Source organism: Mariniphaga sediminis (genome assembly GCF_003573545.1).
In the GTDB taxonomy this organism is placed as follows: domain Bacteria; phylum Bacteroidota; class Bacteroidia; order Bacteroidales; family Prolixibacteraceae; genus Mariniphaga; species Mariniphaga sediminis.
On the sequence record NZ_QWET01000001.1, the window covers coordinates 281736 to 297024 of the forward strand.

At 43.1% G+C, this 15289-nt stretch carries 13 protein-coding genes; 8 read left to right on the top strand and 5 right to left on the bottom strand.

All coding sequences use genetic code 11. The annotated features are described in order from the left end of the window. Window positions 1–248 precede the first annotated feature (248 nt). Window positions 249–839: an RNA polymerase sigma factor gene (locus tag D1164_RS00965; protein ID WP_172594285.1), complete on the top strand. Its 591-nt coding sequence runs from the start codon at window positions 249–251 to the stop codon at window positions 837–839. A gap of 24 nt (window positions 840–863) precedes the next feature. On the opposite strand, the gene D1164_RS00970 is transcribed toward D1164_RS00965, so the two are convergent. The 3 genes from D1164_RS00970 to D1164_RS00980 form a co-directional block, all read right to left on the bottom strand. Then, entirely contained in the window at window positions 864–2546 is a 1683-nt protein-coding gene (locus D1164_RS00970) for a dipeptidase (RefSeq protein ID WP_119348062.1), read from the bottom strand. 90 nt (window positions 2547–2636) lie between these two features. Further along, window positions 2637–3704, bottom strand: coding sequence for an anhydro-N-acetylmuramic acid kinase (locus D1164_RS00975; RefSeq protein ID WP_119348063.1), 1068 nt, complete (start codon window positions 3702–3704; stop codon window positions 2637–2639). Beyond that, on the bottom strand, window positions 3682–5385 hold the full coding sequence (locus D1164_RS00980) for a M23 family metallopeptidase (protein ID WP_119348064.1): 1704 nt from the start codon (window positions 5383–5385) through the stop codon (window positions 3682–3684). Before D1164_RS00980 ends, D1164_RS00975 begins: the two co-directional genes overlap by 23 nt. Window positions 5386–5760: 375 nt before the next feature. On the opposite strand from D1164_RS00980, the gene D1164_RS00990 reads away from it, so the two are divergent. The 5 genes from D1164_RS00990 to D1164_RS01010 all read left to right on the top strand — a co-directional run bounded on the left by D1164_RS00990 (window position 5761) and on the right by D1164_RS01010 (window position 8871). Beyond that, window positions 5761–6054: a hypothetical protein gene (locus D1164_RS00990; protein ID WP_119348066.1), complete on the top strand. Its 294-nt coding sequence runs from the start codon at window positions 5761–5763 to the stop codon at window positions 6052–6054. Beyond that, the gene (locus tag D1164_RS00995; protein WP_119348067.1) at window positions 6054–6362 is read left to right on the top strand and encodes a cell division protein ZapA; all 309 of its coding nucleotides are present in this window, start codon (window positions 6054–6056) and stop codon (window positions 6360–6362) included. Before D1164_RS00990 ends, D1164_RS00995 begins: the two co-directional genes overlap by 1 nt. Before the next feature lie 105 nt (window positions 6363–6467). Beyond that, the gene (rny, locus tag D1164_RS01000; protein WP_119348068.1) at window positions 6468–8030 is read left to right on the top strand and encodes a ribonuclease Y; all 1563 of its coding nucleotides are present in this window, start codon (window positions 6468–6470) and stop codon (window positions 8028–8030) included. An 88-nt stretch (window positions 8031–8118) separates the two neighbouring features. Further along, entirely contained in the window at window positions 8119–8445 is a 327-nt protein-coding gene (locus D1164_RS01005; RefSeq protein WP_119348069.1) for a DMT family transporter, read from the top strand. A 57-nt stretch (window positions 8446–8502) separates the two neighbouring features. After that, complete coding sequence (locus tag D1164_RS01010; protein WP_119348070.1) at window positions 8503–8871, top strand: YccF domain-containing protein; 369 nt, start codon at window positions 8503–8505, stop codon at window positions 8869–8871. A 234-nt stretch (window positions 8872–9105) separates the two neighbouring features. On the opposite strand, the gene D1164_RS23695 is transcribed toward D1164_RS01010, so the two are convergent. Both D1164_RS23695 and D1164_RS01015 read right to left on the bottom strand, forming a co-directional pair. Beyond that, on the bottom strand, window positions 9106–9264 hold the full coding sequence (locus tag D1164_RS23695) for a hypothetical protein (protein WP_172594286.1): 159 nt from the start codon (window positions 9262–9264) through the stop codon (window positions 9106–9108). Window positions 9265–9725: 461 nt separating this feature from the next. Next, entirely contained in the window at window positions 9726–11159 is a 1434-nt protein-coding gene (locus tag D1164_RS01015) for a sulfatase family protein (RefSeq protein WP_206610885.1), read from the bottom strand. A 137-nt stretch (window positions 11160–11296) separates the two neighbouring features. Between D1164_RS01015 and D1164_RS01020 the strand changes: the two genes are divergently transcribed. Continuing rightward, complete coding sequence (locus tag D1164_RS01020) at window positions 11297–13297, top strand: DUF3078 domain-containing protein (protein WP_119348071.1); 2001 nt, start codon at window positions 11297–11299, stop codon at window positions 13295–13297. Between the two features lie 149 nt (window positions 13298–13446). Further along, window positions 13447–15282 carry a right-handed parallel beta-helix repeat-containing protein gene (locus D1164_RS01025; protein WP_119348072.1) on the top strand — a complete coding sequence of 612 codons (1836 nt, stop codon included), beginning with the start codon at window positions 13447–13449 and terminating at the stop codon, window positions 15280–15282. The last annotated feature ends 7 nt before the right edge of the window (window positions 15283–15289 follow it).

The window sequence follows — 15289 nt, forward strand, 5'->3', positions numbered from 1 at the left end:
TGGATACTAAAAGTAAAAATATTTTTTGACTTTGTATAAACTCTTTAGATGATCTGGTTGCGTTTATTCATTCTTCGGAGGTTGTCATTTTTTGTTCAATATTGAATGTGAACTTTTTCCTGCGGGATTATGTTTTTCTATTTTGAACAGAAGTTTTCTTTAAAAGAATATTTAATAAAAGGAGGCAGGAGTGATTACAAAATTGTTACTTTAGCAGAAGGAATAGAGAATCTAAATAAACCGAAATATTGAATAGAGCGGACGAAAGGGAATACTGGGACCTTATTTGGGAGAAATTCAGGACTGGTGACCGCAGGGCTTTCGAAACCATTTATAATGAATATGTTGATGCTTTGTTTGCCTACGGTTCGAAGATAACAATTCACCGGGATTTGCTGGAAGATGCTATCCAGGATTTGTTTCTCGATGTATATTCTTATGGGAGCCGGTTACGAAAGCCTGAATCACTTGAGTTTTACCTGTATAAAACATTAAAAAGAATCATTTACCGGAAACTGAAAGAAAAATTCCGGTTTACCCATCCTGAACATCTTGTTGAGCAGTTTGATCTGACATTTCCGTTAGAGGAAGCTGATCTGGAGAAGTTGGAAGAACACACTGGAATGCTCCGGAAAGAATTAAAAAGCCTGGATGTCAGAAAAAGGGAACTCCTGTTTTTAAAGTTCAATAGCGGAATGACCTACAATGAAATTGGTAAGTTACTCGACCTGAAGCCTGATACGGTTAAGAAACAGGTTTCCCGTGTTCTGAAATTCCTTCGTGGCAAGCTGGGGGAAAGTTTCCTGGATTTATTTGTAGTCTGTTTCAGGAAATATTAAATGATTTTACGCTGATTTGGTTTTTTACTCCGCTACTTCAAAATGTTTCCCTGTTTGTTTGACAATCATTTTGTACCACCACTCCGGATAGCCGGGGAATAGGGGAGAGGCTGGCATTCCTGTTTCGGTGCGTTCAAACTTCCCGTCCTTTTCCCGTTTTACATTGCCATCCATGTACTTCACCAAAAGGTATTGTCCCAGCTCTTTCCACTGTTTTGTCATGTTGTTGGCTTCGTTAACAGAGTATTGCGTGACAAATTCACGTGCTTTTTCTGTTTCCCCTTTTTGATAAAGTGTTTCCGCAGCTTTGTCAATCACAGGAACATAAGTCACAAATTTGTCTTCCAGGCTTTTTTGTACGCCTTGAACGTCTTTTATCATATCATTGTAACGCAGGTAGGTAAAATTGGCTACAAAATTGAATGTCCAAAAAGCTGACGTTTCGCTGTAGGTAAGCAAATCGCCATTGCCCACTGCAAAGCATTCCGGAATTTCAGTAATGCCGCAATACATGGGGACATAGCAGGTACTGTAGGCATCATCTACACCAAACCAGAGAATTCCGCCAATAGGATCGGGAAGCCAGTTTCGGCTTTGGCTAACAAACGAGAAACCGGTTTGCTGGGTTGAAATAGCTCTTTCATTACAATATTCCACGGAATCGACAGTCCAGGTTAGCCCTCTCCAGCGGTAGGGAAGTTTATAAGGCCCGGCGCCGATATCCTGCGTCATATCCAGTTCCGTTCCTTCAAAATGGTCGCGCATCATATCCATAACATCCTGCACTGTTAGTTTTTTGTCAGGTTTAATCCACAGTGGTAATCTGTTCGAAGCAAAATCATTGGGGTCTTTATGTTCGATGATCCCTTTGGCGTAATCCGTGTATTTATCCATTCCATCAGCCACTTTGTTGAACCCGGCCCACACGCGCGCATCACAAAACCGGGCGCCGCCAAAATCAACCGGTGCATATACATCAGAAAAACTAAAATCCTCGTCTGATCCCTTATACCAACCCTTTTCGCGGGCAAATGAAATCACGTCTTCTGCATACACACAGTTGTCCGGGTCATTTTTCGGGAAAGTGGTAATCCGTGCCTGGTTGGCATGCCCGCTTATATACCCGTCAGGAACCCTTACTGCCACCCAAACAGCCCCTTTTTCGCCTTCTCCTTTTCCAATCATTTCAAGGATCCACACTTCATTGGGGTCGGCAATGGAAAACGATTCGCCCGAGCTATAATACCCGTATTTTTCTGACAGGCCGGTCATCACGCGAATGGCTTCGCGGGCAGTTTTGGCACGCTGGAGTGTAACGTAAATCAAACTTCCATAATCCATTATGGCGCCCTCCTGACTGGAGAGTTCCTTGCGCCCTCCAAACGTAGTCTCGCCAATGGCCAGCTGGAATTCATTCATATTTCCTACCACACTGTATGTGTGACGTGGTTGCGAAATCTGACCCAGGTATTTGCCGGTGTCCCATTCGTAAATATCGCGCATGGAGCCTTCAGGATGGTCCTGTGCCGGCTGGTAGTAAAGTTCTCCGTAAAGAACATGTGAATCAGCTGCGTATGTGATCATTGTCGATCCGTCTGCTGACGCTCCCCTTGTTACCAAAAAGTTGGTACACCCATTTGAAACCTGGTAATTTACCAGGAGAAATACCAACGTCACTATCGCGGTTACTGCACTTGCTTTCTTCATTATATCGAATTTTTTTGTTTGTCAGAAAGAGGCAAATATAGTCAAATTGAGAAACAGAAAGATGATATATGTCGTGCCGGGAAACAGAATTCAGGCCGGATAAATGATGCCTGAACTACTGTCTTTCCGGGAGCCGGTTACCGAAGCGTAACAATTGATTTGACCTAAAAAACGCAGTAACCCAAGGAAAGCAAATACGATCGCTTCCTTAAAGTGGATAAGTTGATCCGTTGGAATTGTAATTTCAGCCTTTGAATGCGTTTTGATGCATTCCATTAAAAAGGAGTTGAAAGTACCACCGCCGGTTACCAGCATTTTTCCACTTCCGGGGACAGTGCCGGAAATTTGTAATGCAATGTGCTCATATACCGTCCGGAGTTTATCCGCGATGGGTATTTGGTAACTGTTTATTACCGGTAGAAAGTATTCGTTCATCCACTCGCGTCCAAGTGATTTGGGAGACGATTGACTGTAAAAATCCAGTTGGTTTAACTGTCTCAGTAGTTTTTCGTCTGTATTACCTGCCCGGCCAAGGTTTCCGTTTTTGTCGAAAGGCAATCCGAGTTTTTCAGCCAGATCATTCAGTATAAAATTTATAGGACAAATATCGAAAGCCACCCGTTTTTCATTTTGCTCAAACGAAATATTGGCAAAACCACCCAGATTTAGGCAGTAGTCATATTCCGGGAAAAGGAGTTTGTCTCCTACTGGTACCAAAGGTGCTCCATGACCGCCCAGCGCCACATCGGTTGATCGAAAATCGGCTACTGTTGTAATCCCGGTTTCGGCGGCAACGCTGGCGCCGCTTCCTGCCTGAAATGTAAATCCATTTTCGGGCTGGTGAAAAACGGTGTGGCCGTGAGACGCAATCAATTCAACAACGAGATTGTTTTGTCGCAGAAAACGGTTTGCTTCCTGCCCGATAAACCGCCCGTATTCGTTGTGCAGTGCTACCAGTTTTTCTCCCGGCAGTTCCGGGGCATTTTTTAATTTTTGATACCATTCACCGGAGTATTGGGCAGTTTCTGCGGAGATTATCGAAAAATTCCAGCGGTTTTGTTTGTAACTGAAATCAACCACTGCCAAATCGATTCCATCGAGCGAAGTACCGGACATTATTCCAATCACCCGGTATTTATTTCCAGAATGAGGCTTCATAAATATTGATATTATTGTTGTTGTCGGTAACTGTTAAAATGAGGTGGTGACGTTTGCCCAACTCAAATCGTTCAGCATCAAAATAGTGCGTTATAATCTCTGACTTGGCATCGTACTCAAACAACGCCCACTTTCTGTTGAGCGTACCTTCGTATCTTTTTATCCCCGACAAATCATCTGAAATACGAAACCGGATACGCGAAGTTTCGGTAATGGCTGATTTGTCGCGAATGCTGAGCGGTACAATTTGTGGCGGAATGGTATCCAGTGTAACGGCATAATTTCCCAATTCTTGTATGTGTGCGGTAACCCAGCCGTTGCCAAAAGTTCCCCCCACAGCAGAAAGCTTCCCTGAAACGGTATCAACCCTAACCAGCAGCGCTTTTTCACGGAGAATTTTTTCCGGTACTTCAGCTTTTATGGAGAGTTGGGCGCTATGGTGCAGCGGTACCGTGTTTTTATGAACCACATGAATATCGGAAAGAAATGCTCCTGCTGACGGGATCTTTTCCCAGATGAATTCTACATCATCGTAAAATGTTCCCTCCCCAAAATCGATCCGGATGCCATCCTTGCTGAAATGATTTTCCCGGTCATACTTCATTAAGCGGTTGAACTTAGTTTTTTCACGTTTTACCTTTTGTGACTTGCTTTCCACATTAAAATCGAGTGTGGATGTATTGCCATATAAATCAGTCAGTTCAAATCGAACGTGATGAATGTTGCCATCGGTTATCCGCAAGGTGCCTTCGTTTCGTACATAGTCATAAATTTTTAGCCGGTTGCCGGGATCGAGCCATGCCTTTTGGTATCTGTGCCGGGAAAGAATATATTCTTCGTAATCGATATGACTGTTCAGGTAGCGTGTTTCGTTAAACGAAAAGCGATCCATACGAAAAGAATAGTACAATTCGCCGTCAAAGAACATCCGCATGGAGTACACACCGCACTTGTTGTTCGAACCATCAAAATAATCGTTGGCTCTGATGGCAAACCCGATTTTACCATACACCGGGATGATGGGGTTATTTTGCAGGAAATATTTTCCTTCGGAATAACTCACGGGAAAAGATTTTTTTTCTGCCTGAAAATCTACGTGTCCAAATTCGTTGAGAGGGACTATCAGCAACGAAAAAATACGGGGGGCGATGTTGTCTTTTACCGGAAAATCAAATTGAAGCGGATTTAAAGGTTCTTCCGTTTCTGTGTCCCTTATTTCGAAATGAAGGTGAGGGCCGCCCGAACTGCCGCTGTTTCCGCTTTTTGCAATAAAGTCGTCTTTTTTTACTGGGAAAAGATTTTTTTCTGCCGGAAAATCTGTTCTGAATGATTCTTTGGCGTACTGAATGTTTTTTACATGCCGTGCAATGTCTTCCCGGAAGCTTTCCAGGTGGCCGTAAACGGAAGTTGTGCCGTTCGGATGACGGATATAAAGCGCCCGTCCGAACCCCGTTGGCGAAACCACAATGCGCGAAATGTATCCGTCATTTATCGCATAAACCGGTGTCCCGGTAACTCCACGCGTCTTAATATCGATGCCTGAATGAAAATGGTTGCTGCGGAGTTCGGCAAAACTTCCGCTCAACAAAATGGGAATTTTGACAGGCGGGGAATATACGGGAGCCTGCCCGAAAACAACCATCGAACAGAATGTCAGAAGAATTATTATGAAGTATTTCATCTTAACGTAATTAATTTTAAAAGTGTAGCTTGTCTCATTCTATCTAATATTCTATTGCATCCAGATAGAATTTGTAAGCCTGATTCGATGTAACGCTCGTTATAATGGTTCTTCTGTGTGGAATAATTTTGCCGTGTTCGTTTCATTTGAAATTTACTAAAACTGACAAATTTATAAATAAAATTTCATGTGCCTGTCATTGTTTGGTTTCAATGGCAGCACATGTAACTCCTGCGAAAATTATAATCATTTTTTGTGTGAATGGCTTTGTTCATGCTTGTTTCAAGCGGGTGGATGCATTATTTTTTGCATAATTTTGCAAACGTTTTCTCAATAGGGTAAAAATATTAACTTTGTGCCTGAATTGCAGTAACAATGACCGACGAAGATCGTTTGCTTCTGAATGAGTTGAGAGCCAATGTGCAACGGTTATTTCAGGAATATGAAAAACTGAAAGCCGATAAGGAAATGCTCGAAGGCAAAATAGCTGTTTTAACAGGTGAGATTGCCCGGCTTGAACAGGAAAAGAACAATCTTGGCCGGCAGAACGAAAAAATAAGACTTGCCAACCAGTTTCTTGCAGGAAAAGATCAGGACGGGGAGGCAAAAAAGAAAATAAATAGTATAGTACGGGAAATTGATAAATGTATCGCATTACTCAATAAGTAATGAACGGTGACAACGAACAACTTAGAATAAATATCAGGATCGAAGGGAGAGCTTACCCGCTGAACATCGATCGAAAGGATGAAGAGAGACACCGGATTGCTGCAAAAACGGTAAATGAGACGGTGAACAAATACAAGGAACTGTTTCAAAATAAAGATTCGCAGGACATACTGGCTATGGCAGCATTTCAGATTGCGCTGAACTATGTGGAGTTGAAAGAGCGTGACGACAAGTCACTTTTCATTGATGGACTGAAGGATTTGAATGATGATATTTCAGACTTTTTGAAAGAGAAGACGAAAGTATAAGGAACTAAGGTTAATAAAATTATCGATGACCCGTATTGAATTACTTTGAATGTTCAGAGTGATTTTTTGCGGGTTTTTTTATGTGAATAAATTAAAATAATTGTAATGGATTGGATACAAATACTGATAGGTGCCGCTGCCGGTTTTATGGGTGGAGGAACCTTGGCTTATTACATCTGGGACAAGGCTTTGAAAAATAAGAAGCGAAAAATCATCAGTGAAGCCAAAAGCGAAGGGGAGGTGATCAAAAAAGATAAAATCCTCCAGGCAAAAGAGAAATTTCTGCAATTGAAAGCGGAGCACGAAAAATTCATTCAGGAGAAAAGTTCGAAAATAGGTCAACTGGAGAACAAACTGAACCAACGCGAAAGCAACATTAACCAGCGGCGGGAAGAATTGCAAAAGAAAACCAAGGAGTTTGAGATTACCCGCAAAGAGGTGGAAGCTGTTCGTGAAAACCTGAATATTCAGCTTCAACGCGTGGAGAACAAAACAGAGGAACTGGACAAGATTCACCGGCAAACTCTGGAGAAGCTGGAGCAACTGTCGGGCTTGTCGGCAGAAGATGCCAAAGCCCAGTTGGTTGAATCGCTGAAAGATGAAGCAAAATCGGAAGCAATAGCTTACGTGAACGAGATTATAGAAGAAGCCAGGCAAACAGCCAATAAAGAGGCGAAAAAGATAGTGGTGAAATCCATTCAGCGGGTGGCAACCGAAACGGCTGTTGAAAATGCCGTGACTATTTTTCATATTGAAAGTGATGAAATTAAAGGCCGTATCATTGGCCGTGAGGGAAGAAACATTCGTGCTCTTGAAGCTGCTACCGGCGTGGAGATTGTGGTGGACGATACCCCCGAGGCCATTGTCCTTTCGGCATTCGACCCGGTGCGCCGCGAAATTGCCCGCCTGGCGCTGCATCAACTGGTAACCGACGGACGTATTCACCCGGCACGTATTGAAGAAGTAGTGGAAAAGGTGAAAAAGCAGGTGGAAGAAGAGGTGATTGAAACCGGTAAGCGTACTGCTATTGACCTGGGAATTCACGGATTACATCCTGAGTTGATTCGGCTGATCGGAAAAATGAAATACCGCTCATCCTACGGGCAAAACTTGTTGCAGCACTCTCGTGAGGTGGCCAATCTTTGTTCCATTATGGCCTCTGAATTGGGATTGAATCCTAAAAAGGCGAAACGCGCAGGGCTGTTGCACGATATTGGTAAAGTCCCCGATGATGAACCGGAATTGCCACACGCTGTATTCGGGATGAAGCTGGCCGAGAAATTCAAGGAAAAACCAGATATCGCGAATGCAATTGGTGCACACCACGATGAGGTGGAAATGGAAACACTGCTGGCGCCAATCGTTCAGGTGTGCGATGCCATTTCAGGAGCCCGTCCGGGAGCCCGCCGCGAAGTGGTAGAGTCATACATTAAACGGTTGAAAGACCTTGAGGATTTGGCCCTTTCGTATCCTGGTGTTACCAAAACTTATGCTATTCAGGCCGGACGTGAACTTCGTGTAATTGTTGGTTCCGACAAAATGAGTGATCAGGAAGCCGAACAGCTTTCCTATGACATTTCAAAACGGATTCAGGATGAAATGACTTATCCTGGACAGATAAAAATTACGGTTATCCGCGAAACCCGTGTTGTAAGTTACGCGAAGTAAAAGTCAAAGATATTTATGGGGATGTTTGCATTAATGGTAAAACAAATGATTCTGAATTTATTATAAGGAAGACATTGAATCGAAAACAGTGAATTGGATTCTATTAATCATAGCAGGATTATTTGAAGTGGCCTTTGCTGCATGCCTCGGAAAAGCAAAAGAAGCAACTGGAATTGAAGCAACATACTGGTATGCCGGGTTTTTAATATGTCTGGCAATCAGTATGTTCCTTCTTGTAAAAGTAACTCAGCAATTACCCATAGGAACGGCTTATGCTGTATGGACAGGAATTGGCGCCGTAGGAACAGTTCTCATTGGAATTGTGCTGTTTAAAGAACCAGCTACATTTTGGAGAATGTTTTTTCTAACCACATTAATTGCTTCGATTGTTGGTCTTAAAGTAGTTTCCAATTGACGACTCATCATAAGCAATATCCGGTTTTAACTGAAGAACTTAACTGAAGAAAAGGATATGAAAATTCTGGGCAACCTTATCTGGCTTGTTTTTGGCGGATTTGCCATATTTCTGGAGTACATACTGGCTGGTTTGGCTTTATGTATCACCATTGTAGGTATCCCTTTTGGGATTCAGTCTTTTAAGCTTGGGTTACTGGCGTTATGGCCTTTTGGTCAGCGCATAGAATACATGGATTACGCGCCCGGCTGCCTTTCAACAATTATGAATATTTTGTGGCTGATTATAGGGGGTATTTGGATTGCACTTACGCATCTGTTTTTTGGGATTCTTCTGTTCATTACCATCATTGGAATTCCCTGGGGCAAGCAACACTTTAAAATGGTTTCTCTGGCGCTGACTCCGTTTGGAAGGAGGCTGGTTTAACGTCTGGCGCCTTTGAAGTTTCGCTAGGTGTTCCTGTTTCTATCGCAAGCAGCAGTTCAATATACTAAAAGAGGTGTCTCTATATGACTGGTTTCCATCCTGGGAAAAGCAACCTCACATTGCTTTTAACGCTACATTTCAATTGTTTTTGGAACATGCTGGGAGGTCAGAGAATAAACAGAATGAAAAAATAAGTTTGTGCATGGAGGTAAAAACAAGAAGGTCCTGAGTGTATCAGGGCCTTCTTGCTTCCAGACGCTCGAGATAGCGTTCTTTCGCTTCTTCCGGATCCTGACCTTCTTCAATATAAATGCGGGTCCTGGAATTTATAATTACTTCCTGCATTTTGTGCAAATCGGGTGAATTGAAACTGTTGTGTTTTTTGTCGAACATGATTAATATCCTTTCATTTAAGTTAATATTAAAGTATGCATTGAACCCAATGCAGCTTTATTTTCGTTCAGATATGAATTGATAGATTTTATGTCAGATTCCCGGTAAATTTCCGGAATTTGGTGCAAAGATACATTAAATATTTGATAAACAGTAATTTTCACATTTATTAATAGGCTACTAGTTTGGATAATTAAAGTTTTTTTTATTTACAAAGAAGTAGCTGGGTTTTTTAAGAGGCTAAGTGACTGGATATTATTAAAAAGAAATCGGCTTTTCGTATGAGTATTGTATTCCATCAGATGAATTAAGGAAATACTACCTGTGGAGATGAAAATCGATTTGTACTCCGGGAAAGGGGCAATGCTGTGAATACAAAACTGGTTTGAAACGGTTTAGTTGGAAAATCTAAACCGTTTCAAATGCACCACTTCTGCCAAGTGAAATATTTTTGTCTCAGGCTAATCTATTTTCCCTGGTTCCCGGCGGTTTTTACCGGGATTTTCTGTCAGGTCATCGCCTAAATCTTCGCGGGCTTCGGCAGCAATTTTTTCCAATCTTTCTGCTATTTTCGGATGATATTCCAGCAAATTGTATCGTTCGCCGGGGTCACGTCGCAGATCGTACAGTCCGGCCCCGAAGGGATAATTCTCGTCGACGGTGCCTGGTTGTCCGTCTTTTCCCGGTTCAAAGCCGGTGTAGGTACGTCCGGGATGCGGAAAAACCAATTTCCACCTGCCGTCCTGAACGGCTTCTAAGCTATTGCGACGGTAATAATACCAGAACGATTTTCGGGGTGGTTCCGCGGTCTCTCCTTTTATTAAGGGCAGAATGCTTACTCCGTCAATTTTCTTTTCCGGAAGCGGGGCATCTGCAATTTCTGCCAGCGTAGGAAGTATGTCAATGCCAGAGATCAGATTGTTGTCGACGGTTCCGGGAGAAATAACCCCCTTCCAGTACATGAGGCAGGGCACGCGTTGTCCTCCTTCAAAAGAGGTGCCTTTCCCTTCGCGCAGTCCACCGGTACTTCCGGCATGGTTACCGTAATTAATCCATGGTCCGTTATCTGAAGTGAAAACGACCAGTGTGTTTTCATCGAGCCCGGTTTCTTTCAGGGTTTGAATGATTTGTCCCACGCTCCAGTCGATTTCCATCAACACATCGCCGTATAATCCTTGCTGCGACTTTCCTTTAAATTTGTCCGAAACATACAGCGGGACATGCGGCATGGGATGGGCAAGGTAAACAAAAAAAGAATTTTCACGGTTTTCCTGAATAAAAGATACCGCACGCTCGGTAAAAGCAGTGGTAAACTGTGCCTGGTCTTCAGGGCCCACAGCCGGGTTAACGATGGTTTCGTTTTCAAAAAGGGGAAGGTCAGGGAATGAGCCAGGCCCACGTGGATGGAGTGGCCACATATCATTTGAGTAGGGGATACCGTAAAACTCGTCGAACCCGTGACGGGTAGGCAAAAATTTATCCTGGACACCCAAATGCCATTTTCCGAAAATAGCGGTAGAGTAGCCTTTCTTTTTCAATACTTCGGCAATGGTTTCTTCCTCCGCAGAAATTCCGGTTTTTGATCGATGGCTTAATGCGCCGGCAAAACCAATCCGGTTTGGATAACAGCCGGTTAGCAGCCCGGCACGCGAGGCGCTGCAAACAGCCTGAGGGGCGTAGTAGTGAGAGAAGAACATTCCTTGTGCAGCCATTTGATCGAGGTTGGGGGTGCGGTACCCAATGGCGCCGGTCTGGGTAAGATCGCCATATCCCATATCATCCAGGTAGATGACAACAAAGTTGACTGGCTTTTTTACTTTTTCCGGTTGACTACATGCAGTTAACAAGATCATCAGTGTTGCAAGGAGAAAAGAAGAAGTGGCAATTGATTTCATAATTATAATCTATTTTTACCCAAAGATTTGATAAGTTACAAGCAAATTTAGTACTTTTTTTAGGATTAATTTTTCGGGCAGGATAACATAAATACTATTTTTGCGTTTTGAGAAAAAAGCTGTAAATACAATAAACTATGTTTTCAGGAAAAAGTAAACTTTTTGTTTTGCTCCTCCTTCTTTTATCTGTTGTTAACCCGATCGAAGCCCAGAACAGAATCGAAAATGATGAGAAAGCACGGGCGCTTGAACTTGGAATCGGATTACTTGAAAGGTATTTTGAGAAGGATGATGCCTGGAAGGTTACAGATACGGAAACCGGCGAATCGGTACGCGGACTCATGCGTTTCATCGAAAAGAAACCGCTTGATTCAATTCTGAATGTACTCAATGGTTCCTTGGGAGACAGTACTTTCCGGTATGTTTACCGCTTACCCGAGTATGTTCCGGATAGTTTGGAGGTTCCCGGCTATTATCCGGTGGTATCTGTTCATCGTGATTTGGAAAAATTGGGAAGGCATCTTAGGAAAAAATATTTTGAGGATGAATTATCGGTTCCGGTAAGCCTGATTTCTGATTTGGAAGGAAAGGCCGGAGTAATAAAGCCGGGAGAAGGAAGAAAACTGCTGGAAGCCGGGATTTACGAATTGCCCGACAGCTTGCAATTGCCCGATATAATTCCGGACTCTATGATGCATTCTTCTTATGATTTCAGACGATTTTTGCGACTCGACAGCATTCGCAACAGTTTTATTGAAGAGAAAAGAATGGCATACAATGATTCCATAATGAATGCCTACCGCGATTCGGTAATTGATAATTACAGGCGGCAGCGGTATGCGTGGGAATATGAATCACGACGGCAGCATTTGATTGACTCCGTTGAGTTTAATAATTATCAAATTCTGAAAAACTACAACGATTCGGTGGTGCGGGCTGTTAACGATTCTATTTCATTCGTGGTGGAAGAACTTGCAGAATATGCTGATTTTATTGATACCACACGCGTTACCATAACAAATCTTGTGGGGGATGAATCGTCCATCCTTCTTCAGAAGAATAATACGTATTATTCTCGCTTATGGCTGAAGAATGAACAAAACGATTCCCTCAGGATGATGGTGAAAAATACCGGAAAGCGTTCTATGCAGATGCTTATTGACGACGGGGTAACGTTTAGCCGCTTTAAACCCAGGGAAACCAAAGATTTCGATTTTAGTTCGCTGAACAGGGGGGTAACCGGGTTGACCGGGGTCTCTCAAAAGTACCAGGCGTATGTTCCCTGGCGTATTGGAGGCGATGGCTCAGTGGGCTTTACTCAAACTTATCTTGAAAACTGGAAGAAGGGGGGACAAAGCGCTTTGTCTCTTCAGATAATTCTGAAAGGATATGTCAATTATTCGCGTCACGACGGAAAAGTAAAGTGGGAAAATTCGGGAGAAATCCGAAATGGCTATATCAGGCCGGGGGGTGATAATCCGGAGTGGCAAAAAAATGACGATAAATTTGAAATTACTTCGAGGTTCGGGGTCAGCGCATTCAAAAAATGGTTTTACGGGGCGGAGTTTAACTTTGAAACCCAGTTTTTTAACGGGTACAAGTATCCCAAATCTACCAATCCCGACCCTATTTCAGCTTTTATGGCGCCCTCCCGTACTTTCTTTAAAGTGGGTCTCGATTATAAACCAAATAATAACTTTTCGCTTTTCCTTTCCCCGTTAACAGCAAAGAATGTTTTTGTAAAGGATACGGTAAAAGTGGACCAGACGAAATTTGGAATTGATGCTGGCAAACGTGGTTCCTGGGAGCCGGGTCTTAATACCGATATAAAATACAAAACGCAGATTACCCCAGACATTACGTATGAAACCAAATACAAGATGTTTATTAACTATAAAGGTTTCGACAACCTGGATATTAACTGGGAAAACCTGATGGTGATGCGCTTGACCGAACACATCAATATGCGTATGTTGGTTCACCTGATTTATGACTCTAAAGTCCTTTTCCCGGTTGTTGATGCCAACAATCAACCCACAGGGGAGGTGAAACCAAAATTACAGGTAAGGGAATTTATATCGATTGGTTTTTCATATAAAATAAACCGGAATATTACACGGGCACGGAGAAAGAACTGAAACTATTTTACAGGCGTGATGCGGGTAAAAACCCTTAGATGTTCCCTTTAGATTAAGTTGAAGGTTTATTTTTTGAACCGGTAAAATTGCGAAAAGCAGGTATTTACTATTTATTCTGCTTTTTATGGAATAATCAAATCTTAAACGATATGAAAATATTTTTGAAATTGTTTGTTATTGCCTTGTTGGCATCTTTTCAGGTTCATTCTGCCGAGTTTTACGTTTCTTCAAAGGGATTGGATGATAATCCCGGAACGCGCAGTCAACCTTTTGCCACACTCAAAAGAGCCAGGCAAGCTGCAGAGAAGGTTTTTCAGGAAAACAGGGATGAAAACTGTACTGTTTGGCTGGCTGGTGGAAAATACGAAATAAGGGAACCGCTTACTTTTGAGGCATCCGGAATGAAGAACCAAAAAGGTGTGTTGGCTTTTAAGGCAATTCCCGGAGAACATCCTTTGATTTCCGGAGGTTTTGAAATAACAGGTTGGCACAAACAATCGGATGGAACATGGCGGGCGAAACTGCCCAACGTTTTCAAAAAGGAACCTGCGCCCCGCGAGCTTTTTGTGGGTAACCAACGGGGCATCCGCGCCCGTTTCCCAAACGAAGGATACCTGCGGGTGAAACAAGCGGGAGCAGATCGCAGAACTCATTTCTTTTTTGCAGAAGGTGATTTCCCGATTCCGGAAAAAACGAGTGGGACAGAGCTGGTTTTTTTGCATGACTGGTCCATCACCCGCATTCCGGTGAAAGAAATTAACCCGGCAGAAAATAAGCTTACTGCTGTGGACTCGGTCGGAAACAAGAGTCTGGCATTTTTCAATATCGACAACTGGGAGCCAAACCCACGGTATTTTCTTGAAAATGCCCGCGAATTTCTGGATGCAGATTACGAATGGTTTTATGATTCAAAAGGAGGGGAGATATATCTGATACTGCCAGAAGCTGTTCACCCCGAAGAAATGGAAATTGTGGTTCCGGTTTCGGAAGGCTTGATTATTCTGGAAGGAGAAGCAAACAACCTGGTTAAAAATATACGTTTTGAGGAGATTGCATTTAAACATTGTGCCTGGCAAATTCCGGAGAAAGGGTATTGCGGGATTCAGGCCTGTCATTTTGATCCCATCCGGGAAAGAGGGAATTGGGTTGCCGTGCCGGCGGCAGTAAAAGCCGAATGGGCAGAAAACTGTGTACTTGCCCGTTGTTCCTTTGGAAATCTGGGTGGATCGGGGGTTTGGCTGGGGACCGGCTGCCGGAGATGTACTATTTCCGATTCGGAATTCACAGATATTTCGGGAAACGGAATAATGATAGGTGAAGGGCAGGGGCGCGAAGTGAACGGGGACACCTGGTGGAAAACAGCACCCGAACAGGTTGCGTTGGGAAATACGGTTGAAGGCAGCACTGTTACTGAATGCGGAAAACAACTTTTTGGAGCTGTGGGTATCTGGTGCGGATTAACGGCTGAAACAACCATCAGAAACAATAATATTTTCGGGTTGCCGTACTCCGGCATCTCCATTGGCTGGATGTGGAACCCAACTCCTACACCGTGCCGCGAAAATGTGATTGAAGGAAATCATATCCACCACATCATGCAGGTTTTAAGCGATGGAGGAGGTATTTATATGTTGGGACTCCAGCCCGGCAGTAAAATACTGAATAACCATATACACGATGTAAGTGTCAATGCGGGGAGGGCCGAAAGCAATGGCATGTTTCTCGATGAAGGAACCACCGATGTTGTTGTTGCCAATAACCTCATTTACAACATTGCTAAATCACCGTTGCGCTTTCATCGGGCTACTATCAACCTCGTTAAGGGGAATTACCTTTTCTGCACCGATGATAATCCTCCCATTCGTTATAATAGCACGAAGGAAGAAGATATTAAAAAGGTAGATAACCATATTTATTCAGAACAGGACCAAGGGTTTGAAGAAGCCCTCCGGGAGGCCGTTGAAACCTGGAATGAAAAGCACTGATCTTATC